We start from the raw sequence: 17,754 nt of genomic DNA on the forward strand, positions 1-17,754 counted from the left end.
TGGTTTTGAGCCGCCAAAGGTAATCAGTGATTCCATTTCAAGTAATACTTCAATAGAAATTGCACATATAACTAACATAATGTTATGTTTATAACAAATAGTGAAATGAAACGGCTTGCTGATGCCATAGAAGAACATTTGCGGCGCATGCCATTTATTGAAGAGGCCATGGCAGAGGGCCTTATCAATCTCGCCGCGCTGGCTCGACGCATCCAGCCCTTCCTCGAGCGACAAACCGGAAAGCCTGCTCGACATGCGGCCATTTTGATGGCTTTGCACCGGCGTAATGCATCCCCCTTGCTGCACATCACCAAATCAATCCGGGAAGCAACCGCAAAGTTGGGTGACATCCTGGTCCGCTCCAACCTCGAAGTATGGTCTTTCGTGCCGTCGGGCAATTTGATGGCCCGGATCCGCCAGACACTGGACTCCGTATTGCAGGTCCAGCCGGCATTCTATGCCTTCAGCCAGGGCATCTACGAAACCTCCATGATCATCAGCGAACACCTTGCTGGCAGCCTGGAATCGTTGATCCCTATTGGTCAGATCCGCAGCCGCCGCACCAATCTGGCCGCAATAACTATCCTGTTACCACCGGGGAATACCGAGATGTATGGCCTCTATTACTTCCTCCTGCGGGCTTTGGCCTGGCAAGGGATCAACGTCGTGGAACTCGTCTCCACCGCCAATGAATTTTCTGTGGTCGTTGACGCTGATGAAGTCGATAAGGTAGTCGGCATCTTTATGCAGGTAAAACGTGGTGAGGACTTATAATCCCTTGCTTGAAGTTCGTTTTTTGTTATTTTTGCGCCACCTTAACCGGTATCGGGATGTAGCGCAGTCCGGTAGCGCACTACGTTCGGGACGTAGGGGTCGCTGGTTCGAATCCAGTCATCCCGACAAAGCTTCAAAAGGCCTTGAGCGATGAGCTCAAGGCTTTTTTCATGCCCGGCAGCGTGGTAAGCTTGCTTACCTAAGCGGACGGGCGTGAAAAAAGTAAGGGCGACAGCCCGCTCCCTTTTGTAGCTTTGATTCACCCCATCCCCTGGATCGCCGAAGGCAATCCACTTGTTAGCGTTAATAAGTTAATGAGTGCATAAGTTTCGTGCCCGGCAGCGTGGTAAGCTTGCTTACCTAAGCGGACGGAATTTAACCACTAAGGCACATAGGGCACATAGTAGAATATTTTTAATTCGTGCCAATCCTTGCAATTCGTGGCAATAAATTGTGTTTACGTATTTACGTGTTCTTGTGTTTCTGTTACCTGCAAACAGCAAACAACAAACAACAAACAGCTTACTTACCCTTTGTCATCTTGACTAAGCCAACTGAAAGTGGCGCACGGAGAGATCTCTGTTTACGTATTTCCATATTCTTATGTTTCCAACGCCCGCATTATTTTAATTCAATACCAGCTTATCCGCCAACAACCTTTCCTTCAACTTACCATAATCCAGTCCATGAACCCCTACCCCACCATCTAATGCCAGGCAAGCTGCGGTAGCGGCACTCTGTCCCAGCACCATAAAGACCGGCTCCATGCGGATGCTGCCAAAAGCGATGTGCGTGGCGCTCAGACAGACCGGCACCAGCAAATTGGTACACTCATCCGGTTTGGGTAAGAGCGACCGGTAGCTGATTGGATATGGAGCACGGACAGGCGCTTCAACATTGCCCTCATTTTTCACAAAACCCTGGGCGTTGATGTAACGCTGGATATGGTGGGAATCCATCCCATAGGCACCCATCCCAACGGGATCCTCCACCACTTCGAGACCCTCGCAATGGTACTGCGTCATCGTCATCACACCATCCATGCGGCGTGCTTCCCGGATATAGAGCTGCTCCTGCCAGCCGTCAGGGCGGGCAAACTCGTCCTTGCAGGTGCCCCAACGCGCCACCTCGTTGCGTATTTGGTCCGGTATGCGCGGGTTATTGGCCAGTGTCCACATCAAGCCCTGCTGGTAACTGCGGTGAGCCTCCCGGATCTGCTCCCGCTCGGCATAGCTGGCTTCCGGATAAGCATAATTCTGGCCGATGAAATCGGTAGAAAAACCGGTGCGGTTGTTGGTATCGGTCTTGCGGTTGGGCATCGACGAGTTGATCCAGGGAAAGCCCGCCTCCCCGGCCTCGTAATTACGCAACAATAACTCATAGTTGATCTCCTGGTAGTCTGCCGGTTTGGCAAACGGGATGCGGTTGTCCTTGTCGTCGGTCAGGCACATGCGGAAACAATAAGCCTGCACTTTATGGTCTCCTGCTCCCGGGACGCCCGGTCCGTCCGAATTGATGTAAGGCAACAATCCGCTGGATGGATCGCCCGCGACCACATATGGATCGACGCCGTCGACAAAGTTGTGGTTGTAGGCATCGTGGGATACACGGCCAGTCATGGTGGTGTCAGTTATTTGCGGATGCACGCCATTCAGCGTCTCATGATACGCGCTGTTTGCTTCCCGGCCTACACGGTAGGACACCCCGGCGGCAGCCATCAGGTCGCCCTCGTAAGTTGCATCAATGAATTCTTTTCCGGTGTAGATCTTGCCACTGAGCATGGTGATGGACCGGATGGCTCCATCTTCCGTTCCGACGCCCGTCTCCCGGTTTAGCTTTTCATTTAAAACTACCTCCACCTTCTCTTCCTTCAGCCAGGCTTCGTAGATGGCCAAAGCTGCCGACGGCTCGAAGGTCCACATTGAGTTTTCGTTTTCAGCCGTACGGGTCTGACCGCCATCCTGGTATTCTTCTTTTTTCTGCCATTTCCAATGTTCCGGCTGATCGTACCAGGTCTTGACCCGCTCGTAGAATTCCCGCGAAATACCTCCGATGGCTACCTTGTTACCGATGTCGGTCTGCCCCAGCCCACCCGTCGTCAAGCCGCCGATGCGAGCTTCCGGCGAGATGAGGATCACGGTATGCTCCATGCGAACTGCCTGGATCGCCGCTGCTATTCCGGCCGAGGTCGCACCGTAAATGACGAGGTCGTAGGTTTTCTGTTCAGATTTTGGTTGGTGGCAACCCATGCTTGCCAGCAATAAAGAAAGAAATATAGCCAGTGTTCTGGTCCTCAGGTTGATGCTCACTAGTGCTTGCCGATTTATCATTCTTTATTTCTTTTCCAGCTTAATCAGTAAATTAAATAATCTATGGTCTTTTAGTGACGATGTACGACAATAATTGTAATCCCCGCCTGAACGGACGGGCAGGCCCGCATGAATGGAGGGGTAGGTCGACCGAGATGGTTGAATAGAGCGAGCGAAGAGATCTATTAAATACTAATCAACGACTAAATTGTATTCGATTGAACATGGATTTCTCCATTTCGGCTCATTCTTCGCCTTCAGTCGAAATGACAACGATGATAAAATGTAAATTCGGAATATATAAATCGTTCTACCAATATGCAATTTCGATTATCAGCCAAACCTGGTTTTAATTGCTCGGCGACCTATCAACCAAAACTTCTAGAAGACCGAAGCAATCCCTACCAAAATTACTAAGTTCATGCGGGAATCGGTTGATTAGCCTGGTCGTTTTGCGAGTTTGCAATTTCAAAGATTTTAATACCCTATTCATCCAAAAAAAGGACTCGTTCGCCTTCTTTACTCGTGACCTGATTGCCAGAAAAGACTCATTATTAACCACAATTGTAAGTCCTTTCACCACTTTTGGTTTGAATTCTATACTTTTATTTATCGAAAGTAATATCCAATTCACAGGACAAATGCCTCTTCTAGGGCAGCAAATCCTACAAACAAACTCATTATGGCAGACAACAAAGTATCCACTCTAGGGAGCGTTCGTTTAGGTACATGCATTAAAAACGGCACCTTTTTACAGGACCCTATTTTTGCCGGCCCGGTCAGTAATTTCATTCACAACCCAACCAATGAAAGCTCAATGACCGGTCAAAGCCGTTATACCCATAACGAAATGATGAACAAAGGATCTTTTGGTGTTCATGGTTCGTATTCGGGGGTGGTGAACCTTAAAACAACCATTTCGGGCTACGTTGGAAATGCAGTAGCTGAAAGCAGCAAAGCAGTAAAAGTCAATTACAGCGCCTTTGTCATCGCCGGACAGGAATACCTGCGCACCAACGACCTTACCATTGCGAATTTCATCAATTCCTTGAAAAGCAATGTCAAAAAGGACATGATGGAAGTCTTGGATAACTACAATACCTTGATGAAGGAAGTCAATACAATCGGAAGCCTCACGATAACCAGTGAGGGATACGACCAAAAAGAAGCCCTGAAATTGGCTTTGGGTAAGTGGCTGCAATCGGTTAACCTCTTTAATGAAACCTATGGCGATGGATTTGTAGCGGGTTTAACCTGGGGAGCCTATGGCATTCTTGAATTTGAAATGATGAGTAAAGACCGGTCAACGAGTTGGAAATATGGAGCTCAGGTTGATTTTTCACTGGCTGGAGCTGCCCGTGCCTTCGCCTTGAAATTAGTCTATGACGGAAGCCAGTCTTCCGAAGAAGCCGAAGTAAATGTATCCGTACAAAAAGTGGCTAAGGGAAACTATATTGTTCCTCTCATTGCTAAATGGGAAGCAGAATTTCAAGGGAAAGCCTTCGCGGAGCTCGCCAACGTGAATGCATTGACCAAACTACCGGAACTAACTATTCCAACCGATCGAATTCCGCAGGCTCCTGAATTGGTAAAGCCGGAAAAAGATACCAGCCTCACAGATAAGCTGGGAAAAATCAACAACCTGAAACAGTTGGAGGTTTTGGCAAAAGTGCAAGCCTATGAAAAAGTTAAAAAAGAACCGGGCAATGAAGCTCTGAGTCTACAGGACTTTTTAAAAGGTGCTCAAGCCAATGCACTGGAGGGACAAGATGAGTTGGATATCGATGCCTTCGTGTTGATCGATCGGGACGATGAAGATGCTGCATTTGACGGTTGGTTAAATGGATTGCTGAATGATATCCAACCTGATGAAATTGAAGCTCAACGCGATGAAGTTCCTGGCAGACAGCAACGAATATTGACCAACGTGGCGGGCGGTACAAAATTGGAAAACGAAGCACCAATGATGCAGGATGAACTCGATAAATCGTTTACACCATTGGGTGCGATTTTATGCAATTGGAGTGACCTTTTCCCCTGGTTGTCCAAGGGCATTGACAACCGGCTCTTAAATATATCCGAGTTGAGAGACACGTTGCGCTGGAGAAACATGATCCAGGATGCTCAATCCTTGAGCATCTTATACTACACAGCTCATGAAGAAGCTATCAAGATTTCCGAGCATACCAGCCCTTTGCAAATCGCGGATGAATTCGCTGGGATGTCCCTCATCTTGCAAAGAGAATTGAAGGAAGATAAATACCGTGATGTCATGCGCAAAGCGATCCGAAAATTAGGGAAGAGTTCTAAAACAATTCTGGATGTGTGGTACAACATCGGCTTCTTAAGGGATGCTGAATTGGGTTTCGGTCTGTTGTGGATGGACGACGAAATTGGCAAAAGCCTGACTTTTGATCGCACCTGGGAACCCTGTGGTTATGATGAACGGGCGAAAAACCATTCCGTATACAGCAGTTTTCAGAAAGTGTTGCCTATCATACGTCCCGATGATGGTAGGGTTTTTCTTTTTGCTAACGGGGGATTTTTAGGTGAAACCGTCCAGCCCCCTCAGTTGGTGGCACCGTATATGTCTAAAACCGATTTCCAGCCAAAGATCCAAATGACTTTTTCATGGCAGGAAGAGATGGTATCTTTGCTGGGTGGTAAGGAAATTGTCACCGTCACGTCTAATTTCAATGCCTTCCCACTTGAAATAGATCCTACCACCCGCTGCCTGTATTTTAAGGCTAAAAAAATGAAGTTTTATCCAATCCCTCTATCTGCAGCAGAAGGCAACAACTGGAAAGGAGGTATGGCCGGCAGCCCCAGTTTAAAATCTTTCAAGGAACTTACCCGTACTCTGGATGACTTACGGAAAGATCTGAAACGCAGTACAAAATGGAATTTTACCCAGCCCAGTTTTGATGGCGTTGAAAACTATGGTCCCGACACTGGTCTGAACAAGTTAAAGGCTAATCAATATTATGTGGGCATTATTCCAAAACCTGACAATTCGGTATTTCCACGGACTACTGTAAAATAGCAAATCTTTGTCCCTCGAAAAGAGCGAAGCTCGCCTCTTTGTGCTCAAAAAAATCTCAATAGCGATGCGAATTCGAATTCAAAAGAAGCATTTTCTATTGTGACAATTAATAAAATTCCGTGGCTCTGTGAAGCTGACTGAGGAACGAGGGTCAGTACTCTGTGTTACTCTGTGGTTAATTAAACCATTAAAATTAAATTACGCCTCGATTAATCCATCGCATCCATGTATTATCAATTAACTAGGCTTTTAATTTTGCTTTCGTTTCTGTTTTTGCTTATCTGTCCTGTCCTGTCACAAAACCGTGACGAACTCTTCATCCGCGACTTCCTCCAACCCATCACCACCGACAACATCTTTTCCGACCCGGATTATTTCAACTGGGGATCTTCCATCATCCGGGATGAGCAGGGCCTGTATCACCTCTTCTATGCGCGCTGGCGGCGCGACCTCACCTTTACCGGCTGGCTGACGCACTCGGAGATCGCCCATGCTGTATCTGAACATGCCTGGGGGCCGTGGAAATACAAGGAGACCGTGTTGAACGGCCGGGGTGGTGACCACTGGGACGCCATCACCGCCCACAACCCCAAGATCAAATATTTCAATGGCAAGTATTACCTCTATTACATCGGCACGCATGCCGGTCCGGAAGGTTTGAGCGAGGCGGAACTCATCGAAACTGCCCGGACAGGCTATTCTCATAAAAACTGGTGGCCTTTACGCGAGAACCAGCGTACCGGCGTCGCCGTGGCGGAGTCTCTGGATGGCCCCTGGATCCGTCAGGATCAGCCCCTCATCGAACCCTCCGGCCCCATCACCACCCTCACCGTCAACCCGGCCATCACCCAAGGGCCCGATAGCAAATATTATCTCATCGTCAAGGGCGACAAACCCAACGAGACGCGCTTCATCCGCGACCAGGCCATCGCGATCAGCGATAATCCAGATGGCCCCTTCGTCATGCAACCCAAACCGGTGATCGACAATCTGGACACCGAAGACATGTCGCTGTGGTACGATGACAAGCAACAGCGGTTTTACGGCATCTTTCACGCCGATTCCTTTATTGGTATGATGGCATCAACCGATGGCATCAACTGGAAAAAAGCCACCGAATACGTCGTCACCCACAAATACCTCCGGCTGGAGAACGGGGACACCATCCGGCCGGACCGCATGGAGCGGCCCTTTATCTATTACGAAGATGGGAAACCGGCCGTGCTGAGTGTAGCCATCAAAAAAGGCAACGAATCCTACTGCGCATTTATCCCTATCCGTTATCCGGAGCATCCGCGTCCCAATCCCCGCCAACTAGCGTGGCAGGAAGCCGAATTGGGAGCGGTCTTCCACTACGACCTGCATGTCTTTGACGGGAAGAAGTATATCCAGGGAGACAACCGCATCACCCCCATCGAAGATTACCAGGTCTTCAACCCCAGCCGCCTGAACATCGACCAGTGGATCCACACCATCAAGGAGGCCGGATTCAAGTTCGCCCTCTTTACGGCCAGCCACGAGACCGGCTTTGCTTTCTACCAGTCGGAGGTCAACCCCTACTCCATGCGGGCGTTGAACTTCCAGAATGGCCAGGGTGATCTGGTGCGCGACTTTGTCGATGCCTGCCGCAGATACGGCATCAAGCCCGGCATCTACCTGGGCATCCGCTGGAATGCCTTCCTGGGAGTGCATGACTTTAAGGTCGATGGCACCGGTGCATTTCAACAGAAACGACAGGAACAATACAACCGCATGGTGGAAGGTATGGTCAAAGAGATCTGCACCAACTATGGCGAGCTATTCGAGATCTGGTTTGACGGTGGTGCGGACGATCCAGCCCACGGCGCTCCGGATGTCTTGCCCATCGTGCAGCAATACCAGCCCAACTGCCTCTTCTACCACAACCTGCAGCTGGCGGAAGCCCGCTGGGGCGGCTCTGAGAGTGGCACGGTGAATTATCCCTGTTGGGCCACCTTTCCTTATGTATCGGTAGGCACCGGCGCCAGTGGTCATCCCGAGATCGTCGCCAATAACTATGAATTGCTAAAGACGGGAGCCCGCGATGGCCAATACTGGATGCCGGCCATGGCCGATGCCCCCCTTCGGGGCTACCAGGGTAGGCACGAATGGTTTTGGGAACCCGGCGATCAGGACCACTTATTTCCTGTCGCCGACCTGATGAATATGTACGAAAAGTCGGTGGGCCGCAATGCCACCCTGATCATGGGCCTCACTCCCGACACCAGTGGCCTGCTGCCGGAGGTGGATGTGCAACGGCTGCAGGAGTGGGGCGCAGCCATCCGTGCTAAATACGGCACTCCCCTCTACGAAACCAGTGGTGAAGGAAATGTCCTGGAAATCACTTTTGACCAGCCCACCACCATCGACCGGGTGGTCATCCAGGAGGACATTACCGCGGGAGAGCGGGTGGAGGAATATAGCCTGGAAGTGCTGCATAACAAAGAATGGGTAGAGGTGGAGCGAGGATTGGGCATTGGGCATAAACGAATAGTGCAATTCGAGTCGTTTCTAGGTAACGGAATCCGCATTACAAGCCATAAATATCCTGGAACACCGAATATAGTTAGGATTGCTGTTTATGAGAAGAAATAGTGTACTCAGTCTAATATAACTTTATGACTAAGGGTGTGTGAAGAGAATTGGTAACGGAGTATTCTGTGCTGAAAGATTTAGACTGTAGACAACAATGAGGTGACGATCATTATGAAACAAACGAAATCTATATTTCTTAGCATCAAAAATTAATCTGGAATTTTAATGCTTTATTAATTCTATTTCAAGACTTGCCATTCAAAATATTGAATACGACAATCGAAATTCAATTAATGCCAGGCTTAAAAAGCATTTTAATAATCAACTCGAACAAAACTATATAATTATGCAACTACTAGTAAAAAAACAAAAGAAAGAAATTGGACTTTCACCAGATGTATTGTATTTCAGGGGCGACAAGAAGATAGATGAGGTATTGCTTAGAATTATTGATTTTGATGCAAATAATTTAGAAGAAAACATTGTACAAAAAGTCGAAGAAGTATTGACGTATAAGGACAAAGAAACTGTAACATGGTTCAATATAGATGGATTGCATAATGAATCTTTAATGGAGGAAATTGCCAAAGGCTTTCAGTTTGACCCTTTAATTTTGGCAAATGTAATGGATACTGAAGCACCCCCAAGAGTACAAGAGTTTGATAATTGCATCTTCATTTCCGCAAAAATGATGAAACAAAATGAATTAAACGTTCAGGAGATTATTGTTGAAAATTTTAGCCTACTATTAACAGATAAGGTATTAATTTCCTTTCAAGAATCGAAAGGAGACGTTTTCGAACCAATTAGGGAACGAATTAGGGCACAAAAGAAAAGAATAAGAAATTCTGGAACCGATTACCTGACGTTCGCTCTGCTCGATACCGTAGTGGATAATTACATTTATATACTTAGCATACTAGGTGAAAAAATTGAAAAAGTAGAAGATAGTCTTTTACATGACCCAAATCAAAGTACGATAAACGAAATCAATAATCTAAAAAGAGAGCTCAACTATATCAGGAAAAGTATACTTCCTGCCAAAGAAATGATACTGAGCCTGTCAAAAATCGAATCGGAATTTATTGACGAAAGTAGCGAAGTTCATTTCAAAGAACTCATTAATAATATCACACATGCTACTGATATCTCAAATAACTATAGGGAAATATTATCCGACCAGCTTAATATTTACCATACTACAATGAGCACCAAACTGAATGATATCATGAAGTTTCTGACTGTCTTCTCGGTCATTTTTATCCCATTGACATTTATCGCCGGAATTTATGGCACAAACTTCGAAGTATTACCAGAGCTTCACTACAAATACAGCTATTTTGTTATGCTGGGAGTAATGATTGCCATTGCCATTACCATGTTAATATATTTCAAGAGGAAACACTGGCTTTAAAACAAAATTTCAAAAAAAACATCAATGCAACGAAAAATTATATGGGACAATTGTAAGTTCAATGATTGTAACACCCTGCCATCATCATCTTATCTTGACAGTGAGAGCTACGAAATCACATTCTACTTCACACAAACTTCACACCTACAATCCCTACAAGATGTTAACTTTACCCATATCAATTGATTCAATATCATGCGTCCGTTTATTTTAGCTTTCATCCTGATTACCTCACTTTCGACGATCCACGCCCAACTACCTGGAACTAAAACACTTCTTTCCAATGGATGGACCCTGACGCCGGCCGGCAGAATGCTGCCGCTGGGTGACTTACCGCTCAACATGGCCGTGAGCCCGGATCAGGCACTCCTGGCGGTGACCAACAACGGTCAGAGCGTGCAAAGCATCCAGTTGATTGATGCGCAGAAAGGTAAGCTGCTGGATCAGATGGTCGTTGGCAAAGCCTTTTACGGATTGAAGTTCGCCGACAACAATACCCTGTATGCCAGCGGTGGCAATGACAACTGGATCTATCAAATGGAGGTCGAGGATCAGAAATTGGTCATTAAAGACACCATCGTGCTGGCCAAGCCCTGGCCGAAGAAACTCTCTCCCACCGGGCTGGACATCGATGTCAAAAAGAAGCGATTATACGTCACGACCAAGGATGACAGTACCCTCTACGTGATCAACACATCTACCAAAAACATTGAAAAGAAAATTCCGCTCGGTACTGAAGCCTATACCTGTCTACTATCCCCCGACAAAAAAAGTCTGTTCGTCTCCCTGTGGGGAGCCCGGAAAATAGCGATCTTCTCCACCGATGATCTGAGGGAACTGGGACAGGTCACCGTCGGAGAAAATCCCAATGAACTATTGCTATCCAAAGACGGTAAAATACTCTATGTGGCCAACGCCGGCACCAACAGCGTATCGGTCATCGATATCTCAACCCGGAAAATCATCGAAACCCTGCAGACCGCCCTGTACCCGGACGCACCGACCGGCTCTTCCACCAATGGCCTGGCCTTATCCAAAGATGGAGAGACCCTGTTTGTCGCCAATGCCAATAACAATTGCCTGGCGGTCTTTGATGTTGAAGAAGCCGGAGAATCCCGGGCCCAGGGCTTCATCCCCGTGGGCTGGTATCCGACCAATGTCAAGGTGGTCGGGAAAAAGATCTATGTGACCAATGGCAAAGGCTTCTCATCCTTCGCCAACCCCAATGGTCCCGATCCCACCAGCGTTGAGCAGATCACAGCACGGCATCGGGGCGATGCAGAAGCGCTGCTCAAAATCGAATACATCGGGGGACTCATGAAAGGCACGATGTCCATCATCGATCTACCGGACGCAGAAGAGCTGGCAGCCTATGCCCGGCAGGTCTATGCCAATACGCCCTACAACAAGAGCAAAGAAACCGTGGCCTCCGGTGAACCCGGTAATCCCATTCCCACCATCGTCGGCCAGTCGTCGCCCATCAAATACGTCTTTTACATCATCAAGGAGAACCGGACCTACGATCAGGTCCTGGGTGACGTAGCTGAGGGTAACGGGGATCCGGATTTGGTCCTGTTCGGAGAAAAATATACCCCCAATCAGCATAAGCTGGTTAACGAATTTGTGTTACTCGACATCTTCTACGTCGATGGGGAAGTGAGCGCGGACGGTCACAGCTGGACGATGTCCGCCCAGGCTAACGACTACCTGGAAAAAACCTGGGTGTCCAGCTACGGTGGGCGCGGTGGCACCTATGACTCGGAAGGAAAGAGAGCCATTGCCAGTCCGGACGATGGATTTTTTTGGGACTATTGCCAGCGGGCCGGCGTCTCGTACCGGTCGTATGGTGAATTTGTCGATGACAAAAAAGCAAATATTCCTACTCTGGAAGGACATTTTTGCCCCGATTATCCCGGTTTCGATATGGGCATCCGGGACACTGTACGCTTCAACTTGTGGAAGAAAGAGTTTGATTCGCTGGTAGCCATCAACCAGGTTCCCCGATTCAATAGCATCCGCTTTGGCAACGACCACACCGAAGGAGCACGCGTCGGGAAGCCTACGGTGTTTGCGCATGTGGCGGACAATGACCTGGCTGTGGGCCTTTTTGTGGAGCACCTGTCCCAATCCAAAATATGGAATGAAAGTGCGGTATTTATTGTGGAAGATGACGCCCAGAATGGCAGCGATCATGTCGATGCACACCGGACGACCGCTTATCTGGCCGGACCATTTGTCAAGCGAGGTTATGCGGATCACACCATGTATTCCACCTCTTCGATGCTACGGACGATGGAGCTCATCCTGGGCCTGCCGCCGATGAGTCAGTACGACGCTGCCGCCGAACCCATGTGGCGGTGTTTTACCGACCAGGCCGATCTTACGCCGTTTACATCCGTAACCAACCAGGTCAACCTGAATGACGTCAACGTAAAAATGTCCTGGGCGGCTAAGCAGAGTGAAAAGATCGATTTGACCAAAGAGGATCGGGTTCCCGATCTCTTGTTCAGTCAAATCATCTGGAAGGCCGTGAAAGGGGAAGACAGTGAGATGCCTGCACCGGTCCGCAGTGCGTTTTTAAATGCAAAAATGGAGGATTGATTAACCACAGAGTTACACAGCGTTTTGCGCAGAGTTAAATAGAGTATATTATATACCTGACTGACAGTTGACGCTAAGCAATATGGGTCGAAGAAAAGACGAATTTTGAGAAAAACAATTCGAGCTTTTGTGGTGAGCTGCAAACTATAATTAAAAAGAAACCTCATTACCGCACCTACTCTGTGTCCCACTGTGATTAATTATGCTGACCGAGGAATGAGCATCAAAACGCTGTGTCTCACTGTGGCAAATAATATTTGCTTTTAGTGGCAGTGGTCTTTTCAGCTAATCCTCAATTTTCAATCACCCCCACACCGCCTCCAACTCATCAATCGTCTTCGGCTTAGCCTTTCCCAACAACCGGGCGCCGTCAGCCGTCATTACAAAATCCTCCTCATTACGTATGCCGCCAAAGTTCCGGAAGGTATAGAGCTTATCCCAATTGATGAATTCGTTGAATTTATTTTCCGATCGCCATAGATCCATCAGTTCCGGGATGAAGTAGATTCCCGGTTCGATGGTCACCACATGGCCGGGTTTCAACGGTTTGGCCAGCCGAAGGGACTTCAAGCCAAACTGGGTGCTTTTGGGTTTACCATCATACCCGATCCAAACTTCACCCAGATCCTCCATATCGTGCACATCCAATCCCATCATATGGCCAGTGCCACAGGGAAAGAACAGGGCATGGGCGCCGGCGGTAACCGCATCTTCCGTATTTCCTTTGGCGATGCCCATAGCCTTCAATCCGTCAAAGATGGTGGAGCAGGCCGCCAGATGTGCATTAAGAAACGGTATGCCTACACCAAGTGCCTGGATGGCTGCTTCATGTGCCTCCAGCGTAAGCTGGTAGATGTCTTTTTGCATGGTGGTAAAATTCCGGCTTACCGGAAAAGTACTCGAAAGGTCGCCGGCATAACCCATTTCATTTTCGTAACCGGCATCGATCAACAATAGATCCCCTTGCTTAAGCGTATTGCCATGATAATGATTGTGCAGGGTCTGACCATTGATGGTAGCAATGATGGGGAAAGAAAGATTACCACCCGCCGCAATGGCCACTTTATGGATCTCGGCAGTCACCTCTGCTTCGGTCATGCCCGGCCGGGCACAGCGCATGGCGGCCACATGCATGTCTACCGTCACGTCGACCGCCCGGCTGATCTGCTCAATTTCTTCCTTCGCCTTGAATTCCCGCTGCTGGATCACCGCATGCACCAGATCGATGGAACATTTAGCGGCAATTTCATCCGGCGCTATTCCGGTTAGAGCTTGTAATTTGATTTTATTCTCCGGCCGGTATAGCGGCAAAAAATGGATGGCTTGCTTGCTATTTTTGGCCCTCGTGAAGCTTGGACCCAGTTCATTTAATGGCTGCACCTGACCTACGCCACAGCTTTCAGCCAGATGCTTCACAGTGGGTTGCGGGCCCATCCAAACCCAATCTTCAACCGTGTAATCATCGCCAAAAAGAATCTCCCGATCGTTGTCAACATCCAGAAGCGCGATCAGACCGGGCCGTTGAATGCCAAAATAATAAAGGAATGTACTGTCTTGCCGGAAATGATAGGTGTTATCGGTATAATTCATCGGAGAGTCCTCGTTGCCGAAGAGTAATATCAGCCCCGTAGCCACCTTTTCTTTTAATGCTTTGCGCCGTTCCCGGTAAGTGTTTGGTGAAAACATGTCCATCTATTAATACCCTATTAATTTTCGACCGATCAGTCATCGGTTGAAATGATCATTAAATAATTCCCTCCGATCAGTTTAACTTGCCCAGCTTCCATGCCTTTCACCGGGTCAAGGTCCTTATTTTTCATTAAATCCCTGATGCGGGTAATTTTTGCATGGCCTTTAGGCAGGATAACCTGAGCGCTGCTTCCTTCCGGTATAGAGACTTCATAGCGGTAATGATCCCCCTCCTCTCTTTGCCATTTGGATGCAATTAGCCCATACGGTGCGTGATAGGTACATGAAACGGAATCCAGTCCTTCCGGCATATAGGGCGCCAACACAAACGACTTGAAACCCGGATGCCCTGGGTCCGCCCGAATACCTCCCAGCCACCGGTAAAACCACTCGGTCACCGACCCAAACATTGGATGGCAGTTGGAATAGGTGTTTTCGCTCTCCTTCCAGGTCTCCCAAACGGTGGTTGCCCCCCGATTGATCATGTAACCCCAGCCCGGATAGGCGGTACTGTTGACGATATCGTAGACTTCCTGGGGAGAACCATAGCGCGAAAGCGCTTCCAGGACATATTTCGTGCCGAAGATACCGGTAATGAAATGTCCGGACGGCGCTTCCTCCAGTGCCTGACGCAACGAGTCGACAGCGGCTGGCACCTGGTCTGCCGGAATCACTTCATGGTAAAGTAATGTTCCAAAAAGCGTTTGACGATTGATTTCACCTGCCGCGGGCTTTTCCCAATATTCTTTCCGGATCATCTCCTGAAGCCGGGCGGCGAGGTTTTCATATTCCTCCTTGTTTCTTTCATCACCCATGAGGTCTGCAAACGATATCATAATCCGGGCACACTGCAAGTAATGGCAGGTCCCGGTCAGTTTGACCGGCACCGGGGCCAGGGATTCATGGTCGCTCAACCCTTCATCCACCCACCCTTCCGGATGGATCCTTGCGACTTTTTGCATCCACTGGATATCTGCTGCATACAGTTCCTTAACCAGATCCAGGTCACCGTAATAGAGATAGAGATAATACTGGGTGATGAGAAAGGCCGATTCCCAACTGAGGCCACAGTAGTTGATTCCCACAAAGGGTGCGGTGTCCACAAAAAGGGTGTCATTCATGGCGTCCATCCAGTCGTAGAGGGTTTTCCGGTAGAAAGCCTGCATGTCAAAATTATAAATGAAGGCTTCACTGGTGGCATTCAGATCGCCGCCATAACCAAATTTCTCCCGGGCCGGGCAATCGGATTGCACACCGACCAGGTTGGCCAGAAAAGTTCTTTCCGTGATCTCCTGGATCGAGTTCAGCAAAGGAGATGCGGTGGAAAAGTGGTTGTCGCTCTTCACATTGGAATGGATAAAAAGCCCCCGGATATCTTCCTGGAGCGGCTGCGAAGCAAGTCCTCTGATCTCCATATACCGGTACGTGTGATAGGTAAACTCCGGTGTAAACCAGGCCTCTCCGGACTCGCCGATGATGTAATCGTCCTCTTGCCAGGCGATGTCTGGAGCGCCCGGACCGCCCATACCTTCTCGCTTGATCTGTCCGGCAACGGTCGTCATCGGATTGAGGGTACCATCCTCATAGATCCGCTCTCCAAATCGCATGGAGATGGTATCCCCTGTCTGGCCGGATATTTTGATCCGGTAGGTGCCGGTAAAATTGACTCCCATATCGACCATCCAAATTCCGGGCACCGGACTGTAAATAGCCTTAGGCGTGATTTCCTGTGTGACCTGAACCGGAGGGAAAAATGCTTTTTGCAATTGCCCTCCCGGGCTGGTGCCCACCTTTACCGGGTCCCACTTCTGGTCATCATAGCCGGGTCGTAGCCAGCCATCTGCTTCCTGGCCCGCATCATAGGTAACCCCGAGGTAGACATCATTTTTCAGCAATGGACCATACGAAAATCTCCACGAAGTGTCGGAGACCATTTCCTGGGCCGAACCATTTTCAAAATTCAGGATCAGTTTAGCAATAAATGCCGGCTTCCCTACTTTATCAAGGTCTGTCCGCAGATTTCGCTGGCCCCATTTACGCAGCGGGAGCGGATTGTAAAATCCATTTCCCAGCGTGACCCCTAAACAATTATTCCCTGCATTAAGGAGAGAAGTCACATCGTATTCGGTGTAATAAATCCGTTTGCCGTAGTCGGTCCAGACTGGATCCAGTACATTTTTTCCGACCACATTCCCGTTAATCCAGGCCTGGTAATATCCAGCGGCGGTAATCAGTAGCTTCGCTTCCTTGATTTTCACCGTGGAATTAAATTCCTTTCTGAAAAGCGGGGCCGGCTGATCCAGGTAGAAGAGAGAATCCTGATCCGGAAGCGGTCGGCTGTCCTGAATCCAGAACGCCCCAGACTCAAGGCTTACTTCGGAATCCTGGCTATCCGCCAGCTTATCGTTACAGCCATAAGCCACCACTACAAGTAGCCAGCCATATTTTATCCAATCCATAATTGGTTCATACGTTAACCGGATGAAAATACCTTTTTACAATTGTTACATGAGTACCAGCAGATCAATTCTTATGAAATATCACGAATTCCATGGTAAGAATGGGTTGAACATATGGAAGTTAGTAAAAGGAATTATGCATTCATCCAATCAAGCACCTGCATTTTTTTACGCCTGGAAACAGGTATTTGGAGACCATTCTTCAATAGAACAAGTCCATGGTTAACGGATTGCACATGAACTTTATTGATGATAAAAGATCTATGGCACCTGAAAAATTGATGATCATCCAGAGCATCTTCAAAATAAGCTAAATTCTTGGATGAAAGCACTTTACCCCCATTTGTCAGATGAATAAAACTATAATTACGCTCTCCTTCCAGGTGCGTTATTTGAAGAAATGAAAAACGTAAGGTACCTGTTTGCGTAGGTAATATCAACTTACCGTCATTGCTAAAATTACGGTCGATATTGGAAATGGCAGCGTTAAATTTATCCGGATTATAGGACGATACCAGGCATCGCTGGATAGCTTCCGAAAGATCGTGCCTTTTAATGGGCTTCACCAAATAATGTAAAGCGTTAATCTGAAAAGCCTCAATGGCATAATGGCTGTAAGACGTTGTGAAAACCGTCTTAAAACGAATATCCGGCAGTCGTCTAAGCAGCTCAAACCCGGTCATATCCTGGAGTTCGACATCCAAAAAAACCACATCGGGTTTAACCTCACGAATTATTTCAATAGCAGTTTCACCGGAGTTTGCCAAACCTGCAAGGCTAACCGACTGACTGAATTGTCTCAGTAAATCCTCCAAAGCCGTAGCCATGAAACCATTATCTTCGACGATTATTGCCTTTAATTTATTCATTGTCAATTGAAAGATACATATTTATCAACAACCGCTTGATAAG

Annotated in this window: 9 protein-coding genes and 1 tRNA gene; 6 read left to right on the forward strand and 4 right to left on the reverse strand. The window is 48.0% G+C overall.

Annotated elements, in window-relative coordinates; genetic code table 11:
- Positions 1-105: 105 nt before the first annotated feature.
- A complete protein-coding gene (locus H6570_12280; GenBank protein ID MCB9320057.1) occupies positions 106-774 on the forward strand; it encodes a hypothetical protein in 669 nt (222 codons plus the stop codon).
- Between the two features lie 52 nt (positions 775-826).
- Positions 827-900 (forward strand) — tRNA-Pro (locus H6570_12285).
- Positions 901-1,400: 500 nt separating this feature from the next.
- On the opposite strand, the gene H6570_12290 is transcribed toward H6570_12285, so the two are convergent.
- The gene (locus H6570_12290; protein MCB9320058.1) at positions 1,401-3,104 is read right to left on the reverse strand and encodes an FAD-dependent oxidoreductase; all 1,704 of its coding nucleotides are present in this window, start codon (positions 3,102-3,104) and stop codon (positions 1,401-1,403) included.
- Between the two features lie 661 nt (positions 3,105-3,765).
- Here H6570_12290 and H6570_12295 point away from each other — a divergent pair.
- From H6570_12295 to H6570_12310, 4 genes are all read left to right on the forward strand, one after another.
- Positions 3,766-6,126, forward strand: coding sequence for a hypothetical protein (locus H6570_12295; GenBank protein ID MCB9320059.1), 2,361 nt, complete (start codon positions 3,766-3,768; stop codon positions 6,124-6,126).
- A 1,179-nt stretch (positions 6,127-7,305) separates the two neighbouring features.
- Positions 7,306-8,739, forward strand: coding sequence for an alpha-L-fucosidase (locus H6570_12300; GenBank protein ID MCB9320060.1), 1,434 nt, complete (start codon positions 7,306-7,308; stop codon positions 8,737-8,739).
- Positions 8,740-9,025: 286 nt separating this feature from the next.
- Complete coding sequence (gene corA / locus H6570_12305) at positions 9,026-10,093, forward strand: magnesium/cobalt transporter CorA (GenBank protein ID MCB9320061.1); 1,068 nt, start codon at positions 9,026-9,028, stop codon at positions 10,091-10,093.
- Positions 10,094-10,288: 195 nt separating this feature from the next.
- Positions 10,289-12,694 carry a bifunctional YncE family protein/alkaline phosphatase family protein gene (locus H6570_12310; GenBank protein MCB9320062.1) on the forward strand — a complete coding sequence of 802 codons (2,406 nt, stop codon included), beginning with the start codon at positions 10,289-10,291 and terminating at the stop codon, positions 12,692-12,694.
- A 303-nt stretch (positions 12,695-12,997) separates the two neighbouring features.
- Here H6570_12310 and H6570_12315 read toward each other — a convergent pair whose 3' ends face one another.
- The 3 genes from H6570_12315 to H6570_12325 form a co-directional block, all read right to left on the reverse strand.
- A complete protein-coding gene (locus H6570_12315) occupies positions 12,998-14,380 on the reverse strand; it encodes an aminopeptidase P family protein (GenBank protein MCB9320063.1) in 1,383 nt (460 codons plus the stop codon).
- 35 nt (positions 14,381-14,415) lie between these two features.
- Positions 14,416-16,842, reverse strand: coding sequence for a family 78 glycoside hydrolase catalytic domain (locus tag H6570_12320; protein MCB9320064.1), 2,427 nt, complete (start codon positions 16,840-16,842; stop codon positions 14,416-14,418).
- Positions 16,843-16,976: 134 nt separating this feature from the next.
- The gene (locus H6570_12325) at positions 16,977-17,711 is read right to left on the reverse strand and encodes a response regulator transcription factor (GenBank protein MCB9320065.1); all 735 of its coding nucleotides are present in this window, start codon (positions 17,709-17,711) and stop codon (positions 16,977-16,979) included.
- Between the last annotated feature and the right edge of the window lie 43 nt (positions 17,712-17,754).

The organism is Lewinellaceae bacterium, from assembly GCA_020636135.1.
GTDB lineage: Bacteria > Bacteroidota > Bacteroidia > Chitinophagales > Saprospiraceae > JAGQXC01.

Coding starts and splice junctions, on each gene's coding strand:
- H6570_12280 (MCB9320057.1), top strand. CDS start 106: ATGAAACGGCTTGCTGATGCCATAGAAGAACATTTGCGGCGCATGCCA.
- H6570_12295 (MCB9320059.1), top strand. CDS start 3,766: ATGGCAGACAACAAAGTATCCACTCTAGGGAGCGTTCGTTTAGGTACA.
- H6570_12315 (MCB9320063.1), bottom strand. CDS start 14,380: ATGTTTTCACCAAACACTTACCGGGAACGGCGCAAAGCATTAAAAGAA.
- H6570_12290 (MCB9320058.1), bottom strand. CDS start 3,104: ATGATAAATCGGCAAGCACTAGTGAGCATCAACCTGAGGACCAGAACA.
- H6570_12325 (MCB9320065.1), bottom strand. CDS start 17,711: ATGAATAAATTAAAGGCAATAATCGTCGAAGATAATGGTTTCATGGCT.
- H6570_12320 (MCB9320064.1), bottom strand. CDS start 16,842: ATGGATTGGATAAAATATGGCTGGCTACTTGTAGTGGTGGCTTATGGC.
- H6570_12300 (MCB9320060.1), top strand. CDS start 7,306: ATGGAGCGGCCCTTTATCTATTACGAAGATGGGAAACCGGCCGTGCTG.
- H6570_12310 (MCB9320062.1), top strand. CDS start 10,289: ATGCGTCCGTTTATTTTAGCTTTCATCCTGATTACCTCACTTTCGACG.
- corA (MCB9320061.1), top strand. CDS start 9,026: ATGCAACTACTAGTAAAAAAACAAAAGAAAGAAATTGGACTTTCACCA.